Origin of the sequence: Kineococcus deserti (assembly GCF_050871945.1) — a bacterium.
Classification (GTDB): Bacteria; Actinomycetota; Actinomycetes; order Actinomycetales; family Kineococcaceae; genus Kineococcus.
Genome location: NZ_JBJLSI010000010.1, coordinates 60119 through 72274, shown reverse-complemented (window position 1 = coordinate 72274; position 12156 = coordinate 60119). Strand labels below are relative to the sequence as shown.

The window sequence follows — 12156 nt, the reverse complement described above, 5'->3', positions numbered from 1 at the left end:
CGAGGCTGGAGGAACGAGTGGCGAAGGAACGGGGCCGTCCCCGCACGTCGACGGTCCTCTGGGAGGGGGTCCAGCGCCTGCTCGCCGAGGCGAGCGCGCAGCTGGGAACCGACGAACTCACCGTCGTCGACCTCGGCGGAGGCACCGGCGGGCTCGCGGTGCGCGTGGCCGCGCTCGGCCACCGCGTCGTCGTCGTCGATCCCTCACCGGACGCCCTCGCGGCCCTGGAACGGCGTACCGTCGAGGCCGGATTGTCCGAGCGGGTCCGGTCGGTCCAGGGCGACGCGACCGAGCTGTCCACCCTGCTGGTCCCCGGCAGCGTCGACGTGCTGCTGTGCCACGGCGTCCTGGAGGTCGTCGACGACCCCGCCGCCGCCCTGCGCGCCGCGCACGGCACCCTGCGTCCCGGCGGCCGGCTCAGTCTGCTGGTCGCCCAGTGGCCGGCCAGCGTGCTGTCCCGCGTCCTGGCCGGTCAGCTCGGGCAGGCGCTGCACGTGCTCTCCGGCGACGACCGCCGGTGGAGCCCGAACGACCCGCTGCGACGCCGGTTCGACCGGGCGGGCGCGACGGCGCTGGCCGAGGAGGCCGGGTTCGCCGTCACCGCGGTCGAAGGCACCCGCACGTTCAGCGACCTCGTGCCCTCGACCGTCACCGAGTCCGACGACGACCTCGCACTGCTGCGCGAGCTGGAGTCGCTGGCCTCGGCGACGGAGGAACTGCTCGTCCTGGCCGCTCACCTGCACCTGCACGCCACCCGCTGACCCCACTCCCGGAGGACGGGGGGACCAGCGGTGAGCCGCCGCCAGCTGCGCCGGCCGCAGGCCCCCGACGGCTGGGGCCTGGACGACGACGACACCGGCTGCACGGTGCTGCACGTCGACATGGACGCCTTCTACGCCTCCGTGGAGCTGCTGCGCCGACCCGACCTGGTCGGCACCCCGGTCATCGTCGGCGGGGGCAGCCGCGGGGTGGTCCTGTCGGCCACCTACGAGGCCCGTCGCTACGGCGTGCACGCCGCCATGCCGATGGCCCGGGCCCGTCGGTTGTGCCCGAGCGCCACCGTCCTGCTGCCGCACCACGAGGACTACAGCCGGATCTCGGCCGGGGTCATGGAGGTGTTCCGCTCGGTGACCCCGGTCGTCGAGCCGCTCAGCCTGGACGAGGCCTTCCTCGACGTCTCCGGCGCGGTCCGCCGGCTCGGCAGCCCGGCCGCGATCGGGGCGGTGCTGCGCGACCGGATCGCCGACGAGCAGGGCATCACCTGCTCGGTGGGGGTGGCCTCGACGAAGTTCGTCGCCAAGCTGGCCTCCGGCGGCGCCAAACCCGACGGGCTGCTCGTGGTGCCGCACGCCCAGACGGTGGCCTTCCTGCACGCACTGCCGGTGTCCGCGCTGTGGGGAGTGGGAGAACGCATCGAGGAGGCGCTCGGCCGGCTCGGGTTGCGCACCGTCGCCGACATCGCGCACACCCCGGTGACCACGCTCGTGCGCGGGCTGGGGGAGGCCACGGGCCGGCACCTGCACGCCCTGGCCTGGGGTCGCGACGACCGGCGGGTGGTGGCCACGGCCCCTGAGCGCAGCATCGGGGCGGAGGAGACGTTCCCCCGCGACGTCGACGACCCCCGCTACGTGCACCGCGAACTGCTCCGCCTCGCCGAGCGCACCGCCGCTCGCGCCCGGGCGCAGGGAATGGCCGGGCGCACCGTCGTGCTCAAGGTCCGGTTCGCCGACTTCAGGACGATCACCCGTTCGCGCACCCTGCGCGAACGCACCGACGTCACCCGGGAGATCCACGCCACGGCCCGTGACCTCTTCGACGCCCTGGCCCTGGAGCGGGCCCGGCTCCGGCTGGTGGGCATCCGGCTGGAGGGCCTGGCCGAGTCGGCGACCGCACCGCGTCAACTGCTCCTCGGGGAGCGGGCGCACGGGTGGCGCGAGGCCGACGGAGCGGTGGACCGGGCCAGTGCCCGGTTCGGCGCCGGGAGTGTGAGACCGGCCACCCTCCTGACCGGCGGTGATCACCGGGGAACGGGCCCCGGTCCGACTTCTCCGGACGGAGCAGGGCGCTGACCTGCGGAGGAACCGATCGCAACGCTGCGTCGTTCCTCCGACGGGAGGACGAGACACGCCATCCGGACCCCAGCACGACGTCCGGTGGGAGACGATGTGGTAAGTCGAGTTTCGTCCGACGCTACGGGGACATATCCTTGGACAACAACGTGCGCACGCCAGGAGGTACAGGTGCCGCTCTCGGAACATGAGCAGCGTCTGCTCGAGCAGATGGAACGTGCGCTGTCCGCGGACGATCCCAAGTTCGCCAACGCCATGAAAGGCACCCGTCACGGACGCGCCGCCAAGCGGCGCCTCTTCATCGGCATCGCAGCCGTCGTGGTGGGTCTCGTGCTCCTGATCATCGGGGCCAGCACGAGTCAGATCTGGTTGGGAGCAGGCGGTTTCATCGTCATGCTCGCCGGCACGATCTGGGCCTTCTCACCGGCTCGGGGAGCACACGGCGCCGCGAGCGGGCAGCCTCCTGCGGGCGCGCCGCGCCCGCCGCGATCGGGGAAGTCGCGGCGCAGCGGGTCGTTCATGGAACGCCTCGAGCAACGGTGGGACCGCAGACGCGGTCAATGGTGATCAACTCCTCACCGCACCGGACGCGGTGAGATCGAACGGGCGTCGTGGAACTCCACGGCGCCCGTTCCCACGTCCACGGACCTACCGGCGGAAAGCGCCCACCGCCCTGCACCACCCGCACGACACGGCGGAGAGTGCACGCGCCGCGGACGTTCGAGGCGGACGGCGGGAAGCTCCCAGTCCTAGTCCTGGTCCCACCAGTCCAGCGCCCGCCGCACCCCGGCCATCGGGAACAGCCTCGCCCGCCACCGCAGCCATCGCGGCCGGCCGGCCGCCACGGCCTCCACGACGACGTCGGCCTGGGCGCGCACCAGCCGCCCGGACTGCTGCCCCACCCGCCGGGTCGTCCGCTGCTCCACGAGCACCCCGCCCGAACGGGCCGGGGCCGCACCGAAACGCGTGCTCTCGACCGCGGCACGCATCCGCTGCAACTCCGCGGCGGCCGGCGAGCCGGGCTCGGTGAACTCCGACAACCCCGCCGCCCGCTGGCGCGGGGTGGTCGACGGCGGCCACGAGACACCCAGGTCGTGCACCCGGTCGCCGAGCTCGGCCCAGGCCGCCTCCGCCGAGGTGGCCGTGTCGTGCACGCGGGCCCACCGGCGCCGCGACAGCAGCGTCGCCGACACCCACGGCGTCAACAGCGCCACCACCAGCAGCAGCGCCCCGAGGATCCAGCCCCAGGGCAGCGCCCAGACCCGGTCCCAGCCGGTGAGCTGCTCCTGACCGGCCGCCGCGCTCGTGGTCGACGTCGACGTGCTGGCGCTCGCGCTCGGCGCCGTCGCGGTGGGGGCGGCCGCAGCCGAGGCCGAGGTCGACGGCGCCGCCGTCGAGATCGGGGTCAACGGCGTCGTCCACGTCGGCGACTGACCGGTCCGCGTCGCCGGGGTCGGCTCGAACCGGGTCCAGCCCACCCCCTCGAAGTACAGCTCGGGCCACGCGTGAGCGTCCTGGGCGCTGATCCGCCAGCGCCCGTCCGAGCTCTCGTCACCGGGCAGGAACCCGATCGCGACCCGCGCCGGGATGTCCAGCGATCGGGCCATCACCGCCATCGCCGAGGCGAACTGCACGCAGAAGCCCGACTTCTCCGCCAGGAACGTCGCCACGGCATCCGCGCCGCCGTCGTTGGGAGCCGTCGTGGAGTACGTGAAGCCGCCCGTGGACCGGAAGTAGCGCTGCAGCGCCGCGGCCCGCTCGTAGGCGTCGCTCGCCCCGGCCGTCACCTCGCGCGCCGTGTCGCCCACCACCGCCGGCAGCGACTCCGGCAGCGCGGTGTAGCGCTCCCACAGGTCCTCGGGGGGCTCCGGCGCCGACCGCAGCTCGGCCTCGGTGGGCGTGACCTCCAGGTGCGTCGCGGTGTACTGCCGGCCCCGCGTGGTCTCACCGTCGCCGACGACGTTGAGGCTGTCGGTCTCGTACAGCCACTCACCGGAGATGTCGACGCGCACGCTCGGGTAGGGCAGCGGCAGGTAGGTCTGGTCCAGACCACGGATCGAGATGCCGGTCGAGCGCACGGTGGAGGCGTTGCGCACCGCGTCGGACATCCCCGGAGCGGGGGCCAGGCCGTCCTGCACCCGCTGGCTGCGCGGGATGTCGGCGCCCGTGCTCGGCGCCCACGTCTCGCCGTCGAAGACGTCGGCCGTCACGATCCGCAGCGGCGCCGGATCCGGCTCGTCGGTCGTGTACGTGATGATCGTCGCGTCCGAGCGGGCGCCCAGGCTGGCCTTGAGGTTCAGGATCGGATTGATCACCGCGATGGTGTCGCCCGGCCCGGTGTCGATCGTCAGCGGTCGCTCGTCCAGCCCGGGCACGGCCGCCGGGACGGCCACCGCCGCCACCAGGGCCACCGCCGCCGTGGCGCTCGCGGTCACCCCCGCGACCGACCGGCCGGTCGCCGCACGCCCCGGGGCGCCGACCCGTGCGCCCGAGCGCAGCCACCCGCCCCGCCGGTCACCGGCCAGCAGCACCAGGAACGGGATGCCCGCCAGCACGAAGGCCACCGCGCTCGACCCGCCGGGGGCCAGCGCCAGCGGCACGGCCATCACCGCCAGCAGCGGAATCCCCGCCAGGGCCGGGCGGCGCAGCGTCACCGCGAACAGGTCGACGGCGAAGGCCACCAGACCGGCCCCGGCGACCAGCAGCAGCCGCAACCCGCGCAGGTCCACCGCGGGCACGCTGTAGCGCTGCACCACCTGGACCCCGTCGGTGGCCAGCTGGACGAGCCGGTCGACGGTGGCTCCGGTGGGGACGACGCCGAGCACGGTCGTGCTGCCGCCGAACAGGACCAGCACCACGGCGAACCCGACGAGGGCCTGCACGAGCACGGCCAGCCGCCGCCGCCGGAACAGCCCGCGCACCAGCAACCCCGCGCCGGCGACGGCGCAGACCATGCCGAGCGCGCCGACCAGCCAGCCGGGGGAGACGACGAGCGGGCGCAACGAGGCGACGGCGGCCGCACTGGCCGCGGCCGCCCACAGAGCCGTCCGGGCGCTGCGGGTCACGGGCCGACCTCCTCGGCTGACGGGGTGGAACGGGGGGTGGGTGAGGCTGCACGGTAACTTCCCCGGGCCCCGACCCGGGTCAGGTGTGCCCAGACGTCGGGCACGGTGTCGGCCGGCCCGGCCTGTGAGGTCCGCCAGCCGGCCCGTGCCAGGACCAGGTGCGCCCGCTCCAGGCCCGCTTCGGACTCACCGGGAGCCGGGGACGAGGAAGGGGAGGAGGACCAGGCCCGGGTCCGCAGCAGGACGGCCAGGGCGGGCACCCCCAGTGGCCGGGCGGACAGCAGGGGAGCCACGTCGTCCTCGTCGACCGCGCCCAGGACCGCGACGAGCAGCGTCGACTCGGCCCGGCCCAGACTCGCCACCGAGCGGGCCAGCCCGTCCGCTCCTCCCGGACGCAACCGGGCCAGCGAGCGCAGCAGGCCGCGCACGGCCGAGGTCTCGTCCAGTTCCCGCGGCGGGTCGTAGGCCCCGTCGTGCAGCAGGCGCACCCGGTGCCCCCGCCGGTGCAGGTGCACCGCCGCCGAGGCCGCCGCGCTGATCGCCCACTCCAGGGAGGACGCCGCGCCGTGGCCGGCGTGCGCGGTGGAGCGGGTGTCGAGCAGCAGCACCACGTCGGGCCGGCCGGGGTGCTCGTCGGAGCGGACCATGACGGTCCCGCGGCGGGCGGTGGAGCGCCAGTGCACCCGGCGCAGGTCGTCGCCGACCCGGTACTCGCGGATCGAGACGTCGTCGGGCGCCGCGGCCGCCGAGGCGCTGGCGGAGGCTCCTCGGGCGCCGCCCAGCTCACCCAGGGTCAGGTCGCCCAGCTGGTGGACGCGGGGCAGGACGTCGAGCGTGACGCTGTCGCCGACCCCCCGGCTGGCGCGGACCAGCCCGAACACGTCGGCAGCGACGACGGTGGCGGGCCCGAGCTGGTACGACCCCCGGACCTCCGACCTCACCGTGTACTGCAGGTCGAGGGTTTCGCCTTCCCGCAGCCGCGGAACGCCGAGGCGCGCGGTGCCCCCCAGGGCCAACGGCGACTGGTCCTCGACGACCAGTCGCACGCCGGGCCGGGACCGGCCCACGACGCCGAGGCGGACGGTGCTGGCCACGCCCGCCTCCACGAGCTCGCCCTTCGACCTCGACACCAGGTCGAGGGTCCGGACGCTGCGCACGGTCGACCACACGGCGACGGCGACGAGCGCCAGCAGCAGGACCCCGATGCGCAGGATGTCCCGCTGACCCAGCAGTGGCGCCCCGACCAGCACGGCGAGACCGGCGACGGCGAAGGACCAGCCGCGCGCGGTCGGCCGCACCCGGACCGGGCGGGTGTTCACCGCGGTGAGGGCAGTGCGGTCGTGCGCAGGACGTCGGTCACCACGTCGGCTCCGTCGCGGCCGGCGAGCAGCGCGTCGGCGGTCAGCAGCAGCCGGTGCGCCACGACGTGCACGGCCAGGGCCTGCACGTCGTCGGGCAGCACGTGGTCGCGGCCCTCCAGGGCGGCTCGGGAGCGCGCCGCCCGCAGCAGGTGCAGCGCGGCCCGGGGGGAGGCGCCCAGCCGCAGGTCGGGGTGCGTGCGCGTGCGGCGCACCAGGTCCACCACGTACTGCTTGAGCGCCTCGGCGGCGTGCACCTCCCGCACCGCCTGCGACAGCCGGCGCACCTCCGCGACGTCCACGACGGGCTCGACGTCCTCCAGCGGGGTGGTGGCGCCGTGCTCGCTGAGCATCGTCAGCTCGGCCTCGGCCGAGGGGTAGCCCATCGAGATGCGGGCCGTGAAGCGGTCGCGCTGCGCTTCCGGCAGCGGGTAGGTGCCGTCCATCTCGACCGGGTTCTGGGTGGCGAAGACGATGAAGGGCCGGTCCAGTCGCCAGGTGGTCCCGTCGACGGTGACCTGCCCCTCCTCCATGCACTCCAGCAGCGCCGACTGGGTCTTGGGGGAGGCCCGGTTGATCTCGTCGCCGATGACCACGTTGGCGAAGACCGCGCCGGGACGGAACTCGAAGGCGGCCCGTTCCTGGTTCCAGATGCTGGACCCGGTGACGTCGCTGGGCAGCAGGTCCGGGGTGAACTGGATGCGCCGCACCGTGCCGTCGATCGCGCGGGCCAGCGACTTGGCGAGCATGGTCTTGCCGACCCCGGGCACGTCCTCGACCAGCAGGTGGCCCCCGGCGAACAGGACCGTCAGCGCCAGGCGCACGGTGTCGTCCTTGCCCTGGATGACGCGGTCGACGGCCGCGGCGAGGTCGTCGGCGGTGCTGCGCAGTCGTTCGAGCGCGGCGGGCAGCTCGGCCGGGTCCAGGGACGAAGGTTCGGCGGCGTGGCTGCCGGGGAGTGCGCTCGTCGTGGTCACGTGGCCTCGTCTCGTTCGGTGGACGTGTGCGGGTGCGAACGTCCGGAGCCGGCACCGCGTGCCGGCCCGCGCGGCCCGAGCGCCCCGCGGTCCGGGCGACGGCGCCGGACGGCTCCACTCTGCCCCACGGTGGTCCTCCTGCGCCCGTTCACCGACGTACCCGCCCCCCTGCGGCACCTCCGCGAGGCCCCCGGGACGTCCCCGCGCCCCCCACTTCCCTCCACGGCCGGCGCCGCCGACCGGTCCCGGTACCGGAACAAGGGGTCCGGGGCTCTGGGGCGGCCCGTTGCGGACGGTGACCGAGCGGGGGGCTTCGGCAGGCCCCCACCACGCTCCACCGTCCTGACCTGCATCGACACCGCGATCACGTCGTCACTCTGGGTGGAACGGCGTTGACGGTGGAGGAAAGTGGAGTACCGTGGAGGAGTCTGGTCCACAGGGGGCCGGACAGACGGCACTGACACGGGCCTGGACACAGGTTCGACGACCCGTCCGGTGGGGGTGCGTGGTGTTCCTGGGCACCCACACACCCCGGCTGGACGACAAGGGGCGGCTGATCCTCCCGGCGCGGTTCCGGGACCAGCTGCTCGACGGACTGGTGATCACGAGGGGGCAGGACCGCTGCCTCTACCTCTTCCCCATGCAGGAGTTCCAGCAGATGCACGAGGAGCTGCGGCGGGCGCCGCTCACCAACAAGGAGGCGCGCGACTACCAGCGCGTCTTCCTGTCGGGTGCCTCGAGCGAGGTGCCGGACAAGCAGGGCCGGATCACCGTTCCGCCGTTGCTGCGGCAGTACGCGGCGCTCGACCGCGACGTCGCCGTCATCGGTGCCGGCAGTCGTGTCGAGCTGTGGGACCTGCCGACCTGGGAGAGCTACCTGGCCGACGCGGAGTCGTCGTTCGCCGAGCGCAGCGAGGAGGTCCTGCCGGGGATCCTGTGACTCCCGCCTCGAGTCGAGACTCGAGGGCCGAGCCGTCGGACGCGGCCTCCAGCCGCCCGGTCCCGATGGTCCTGACGCCACTTCCCCGGTGGCAGGGCCGACGGGCACGAGCGGATGGGGACCGCGCTCGACGGCCGGTGGACAGCGGTGAGCAGGCGAGGCGGGCACGTGCGGTGAGCAGCTCGAGAAGGCGGGTGGCGGAGGTGGTCGTGGTGGACGACGAGCGTCCGTCCGTCGCCGACCCCGAGCGCCTCGGAGAGCTCGCCGGTCCGCGGCGGACCCCGGAGGAACTGGCCGCCGGCGCCGCCGCCCGGCACGCCTCGGTCATGCTCGAGCGCTGCACCCAGGTGCTGAGCCCGGCCCTGCAGCACCCCGGCGCGGTGAGCGTCGACCTCACCCTCGGCATGGGCGGGCACGCGGCCGAACTGCTGCGCCGGCACCCCGGCCTGCGGCTGGTCGGCATGGACCGCGACCCGCAGGCCCTGGAACTGGCCGCGCAACGGCTGCACGAGTTCGCCGACCGGACGACGTTCGTGCACACCGTCTCCGACCGCTTCGCCGACGCCCTGGACGACCTGGGGCTGGAGACGGTCGACGCGGTGTTCCTCGACCTCGGCGTCTCCTCGCTGCAGCTCGACGACGACGAGCGGGGTTTCTCCTACGCCCGCGACACCGCCCTGGACATGCGCATGGACCCCGGCGCGGCCCTGACCGCGGCCGACGTCCTGAACACCTGGTCGCACGGCGAGCTGACGCGCGTCCTGCGGGTGTACGGCGAGGAGCGGTTCGCCCCGCGGATCGCCTCGGCCGTCGTCCGCGAACGTGAGCGCGAACCCTTCACGACCTCGGCCCGGCTGGTGGACCTGGTGCGCGCCAACGTTCCTGCCGCCACCCGGCGCACCGGCGGAAACCCCGCCAAGCGCACGTTCCAGGCCCTGCGCATCGCGGTGAACGACGAACTCGGCGTCGTCGAGAGAACCCTCCCGACCGCCTTCGAACGGCTCGCGCCGAACGGCCGCCTCGCCGTCCTGACGTTCCACTCGCTCGAGGACCGCATCGCGAAGACCGTGCTGCGGCAGTTGTCCAGCAGTTCCGCGCCACCGGACCTGCCGTTCGTCCCGGCGGGTTCCGGACCGCGCGGCGAACTGCTCACGCGCGGCGGGGAACAGGCCGACGAGACCGAACTGGCGGAGAATCCACGGGCGGCCTCGGCGCGCCTCCGCGCGGTGCGCCGGCTGCCCGAAGAAGATCGGAGCAGTTCCAGCGGCCAGGCCCGATCCGGTCCCCGGAACTCCCGGACACCACCCCCCGCACCGACCCAGCAGCAGACCGAAACCCCCCTCGCGCCGGACGACGGCACGACCGACGGAAGGACGCCGTGATGAGCCAGCCCCTGATCGCGGCCCGGAACGCTCCGGTCCGCCAGCTCAAGGCGCGCGAGGACGCCCGGCCCGAGCTGCAGGTCGTCGCTCCGCCGGTGGCCCGGCGGTTGCGGCTGCCGCTGCCGGTGGCCTGCGTGCTCCTGCTCAGCCTGGGGTTGTTCGGCCTGCTCATGACCAACATCGCCATCGCCGGCGACGCCTACCGCATCACCGACCTGAAGGTCCAGTCCCAGCGGCTGTCCGACCAGCAGCAGGCCGCCGCGGAGTCGCTGGCCCGCCAGTCCTCGCCGGGTCAGCTGGCCCAGCGCGCGACCGAGCTCGGCATGGTCCCGGCGCCCGACGCCGTCCACCTCACCGGATCCGGTGCCGTCGGCGAGGCGACCCCCGCCCCGACCCCGACGGCCACCGGGGACGACGCCGTGAGCGACTGACGGACCACCCGACCCCCACGCCGCCCCACCGAGGTCCGAGAGGTTCCCGCGTGTCCCGACCGCGCCGCAGCAGCACCCCCGACGAGGGGCGTCCCCGCCCGGACATGCGCATGCGGGTCTACACCCTGGGGGTCCTCGGCGGGCTGACGGTCCTCGGCGGCCGGCTCGTCCAGCTGCAGGGCGCCGACGCCTCCCAGCTCGCCGAGGACGCGCTGGAGCAGCGGACGTCGAAGACGACCCTGTACGCGCGGCGCGGGGACATCCTCGACGACCAGGGCGTCGTGCTGGCCACCTCGGTGGAGCGACGCGACGTCATCGCCGACCCCTCGATCATCTCCTCCTTCAACACCCTGGCCGACGGCTCGAAGTACAAGGAGGACCGCGGGCAGGGACCGGCCGGTGCGGCGGCACTGCTGTCCCCGGTCCTCGGCGTCGACGAGGCCACGCTGACCACCAAGCTGACCGGGACCAACCGGTACGCCGTCGTGGCCGTCGGGATCACCCCCGAGCTGTGGCAGCAGGTCGCGGACCTGCGCATCAGCGGCATCACCGCCGTGCGCCAGACCCAGCGCATCTACCCCACGGGCGCGGCCTCCTCCACGCTGGTCGGCATCCTGGGCACGGCCGAGGAGGACGAGGACGGCAACGTCGTCGACAAGCCGCTGTCCGGGCTGGAACTGGCCGAGAACAGCGTGCTGCGCGGCCGCAACGGCTGGATGAGCTACGAGCGCAGCCTCGGCGGCCAGGAGATCCCGCTGGGCGAGAGCGAGACCGTCGATCCCGCCGACGGCACCACGCTGCACCTGACGATCGACTCGGACCTGCAGTGGAAGGCGCAGACGGCGATCGCCGCCAAGGTCGCCGAGACCGGCGCCCGCTCGGGAACCGTCGTGGTCATGGACACCCAGCAGCGGCTGCTCGCCCTGGCCAGCGCCCCGAGCATCGACCCGGCCAACCTCTCGGGCATGACCAACGCCCAGTTGCAGAACACCGCGCTCACGGAGGCCTTCGAGCCGGGTTCGACGGCCAAGGTCGTGACCCTGGCCGCCGTGCTGGAGGAGGGCGTGTTCTCGCCCGACAGCCCCTTCGTCGTGCCCGACCAGCTGAAGCGCTCGGACAAGACGTTCAACGACTCCCACGAGCACGAGGACGAGAAGCTCACCCTCTCCGGTGTGCTGGCCCAGTCCAGCAACACCGGCACCATCATGGCCGGGGAGGAACTGGACGCCCAGACCCTCTACGACTACCAGCGCGCCTTCGGCTTCGGCAGCAGGACCACCCTGGAGTTCCCCGGGGAGACCGGCGGGATCGTGGCCGAACCCGAGGACTACTCCGGCACCCAGCGGTTCACCGTGATGTTCGGGCAGGGTTTGTCCGTCAACGCCGTGCAGGCCGCCTCGGTGTTCGCGACCATCGCCAACGACGGTGTCCGCGTCGAACCCACGCTCGTCTCCGGCACCTCCGACCCGGACGGCAACCGCACCGCGAGCCCGCCGGGGGAATCCACCCGCGTGGTCAGCGCCGAGACGGCGAAGACGTTGCGGGACATGATGCAGGCCGTCGTCAGCGAGGAGGGGACGGCCGCCGCGGCGGAGATCCCCGGGTACCTCGTCGCGGGCAAGACGGGAACGGCGCAGCGCTACGACGAGGAACTGGGCCGCTACTCCGGCTACACCGCCTCGTTCATCGGGCTGGCCCCCGCCGACGAGCCCGAACTCGTCGTCGCGGTCATCCTGCAGGACCCGAAGACGAACTACTACGGCGGCTCGGCCGCCGGCCCGGTGTTCAAGGACGTCATGACGTACGCGCTCACCCAGCGCGGCGTGGCCCCCTCGAGCCAGCCGCCCGCGCACCTGCCGTTGACGTGGGAGGGGCGCTCGTACACCGAAGCCGAGATCACCAGCCCGGCCGACGGAGAAGCGACGGGACGGTGA

The 12156-nt window shown here is 74.0% G+C and carries 10 protein-coding genes; 7 read left to right on the top strand and 3 right to left on the bottom strand.

All coding sequences use genetic code 11. From position 1 onward, the window contains the following. Positions 1-17: 17 nt before the first annotated feature. From ACRYR2_RS10490 to ACRYR2_RS10480, 3 genes are all read left to right on the top strand, one after another. Positions 18-761, top strand: a complete 744-nt coding sequence (locus ACRYR2_RS10490) for a methyltransferase domain-containing protein (RefSeq protein WP_432562800.1) — start codon at positions 18-20, stop codon at positions 759-761. Between the two features lie 30 nt (positions 762-791). Further along, complete coding sequence (gene dinB / locus ACRYR2_RS10485; RefSeq protein WP_432562799.1) at positions 792-2069, top strand: DNA polymerase IV; 1278 nt, start codon at positions 792-794, stop codon at positions 2067-2069. A 171-nt stretch (positions 2070-2240) separates the two neighbouring features. Continuing rightward, entirely contained in the window at positions 2241-2636 is a 396-nt protein-coding gene (locus ACRYR2_RS10480) for a DUF3040 domain-containing protein (RefSeq protein WP_432562798.1), read from the top strand. Positions 2637-2818: 182 nt separating this feature from the next. Here the strand turns inward: ACRYR2_RS10480 and ACRYR2_RS10475 are convergent, their stop codons facing one another. The 3 genes from ACRYR2_RS10475 to ACRYR2_RS10465 are packed head-to-tail and all read right to left on the bottom strand — an operon-like array spanning position 2819 to position 7418. Beyond that, the gene (locus ACRYR2_RS10475) at positions 2819-5134 is read right to left on the bottom strand and encodes a transglutaminase family protein (protein ID WP_432562797.1); all 2316 of its coding nucleotides are present in this window, start codon (positions 5132-5134) and stop codon (positions 2819-2821) included. Next, positions 5131-6453, bottom strand: a complete 1323-nt coding sequence (locus ACRYR2_RS10470) for a DUF58 domain-containing protein (RefSeq protein WP_432562796.1) — start codon at positions 6451-6453, stop codon at positions 5131-5133. The genes ACRYR2_RS10475 and ACRYR2_RS10470 overlap by 4 nt, the downstream gene beginning before the upstream one ends. Further along, complete coding sequence (locus tag ACRYR2_RS10465; RefSeq protein ID WP_432562868.1) at positions 6450-7418, bottom strand: AAA family ATPase; 969 nt, start codon at positions 7416-7418, stop codon at positions 6450-6452. The genes ACRYR2_RS10470 and ACRYR2_RS10465 overlap by 4 nt, the downstream gene beginning before the upstream one ends. Before the next feature lie 559 nt (positions 7419-7977). On the opposite strand from ACRYR2_RS10465, the gene mraZ reads away from it, so the two are divergent. The 4 genes from mraZ to ACRYR2_RS10445 all read left to right on the top strand — a co-directional run bounded on the left by mraZ (position 7978) and on the right by ACRYR2_RS10445 (position 12156). Next, positions 7978-8409, top strand: a complete 432-nt coding sequence (gene mraZ, locus ACRYR2_RS10460) for a division/cell wall cluster transcriptional repressor MraZ (RefSeq protein WP_432562795.1) — start codon at positions 7978-7980, stop codon at positions 8407-8409. Between the two features lie 290 nt (positions 8410-8699). Next, positions 8700-9791 carry a 16S rRNA (cytosine(1402)-N(4))-methyltransferase RsmH gene (gene rsmH / locus ACRYR2_RS10455; RefSeq protein WP_432562867.1) on the top strand — a complete coding sequence of 364 codons (1092 nt, stop codon included), beginning with the start codon at positions 8700-8702 and terminating at the stop codon, positions 9789-9791. Continuing rightward, complete coding sequence (locus ACRYR2_RS10450) at positions 9791-10222, top strand: hypothetical protein (protein ID WP_432562794.1); 432 nt, start codon at positions 9791-9793, stop codon at positions 10220-10222. Before rsmH ends, ACRYR2_RS10450 begins: the two co-directional genes overlap by 1 nt. Before the next feature lie 50 nt (positions 10223-10272). Continuing rightward, positions 10273-12156 (top strand): peptidoglycan D,D-transpeptidase FtsI family protein, encoded by a 1884-nt coding sequence (locus ACRYR2_RS10445; RefSeq protein ID WP_432562793.1) that lies wholly within the window; start codon positions 10273-10275, stop codon positions 12154-12156.

Coding starts and splice junctions, on each gene's coding strand:
- ACRYR2_RS10450 (WP_432562794.1), top strand. CDS start 9,791: ATGAGCCAGCCCCTGATCGCGGCCCGGAACGCTCCGGTCCGCCAGCTC.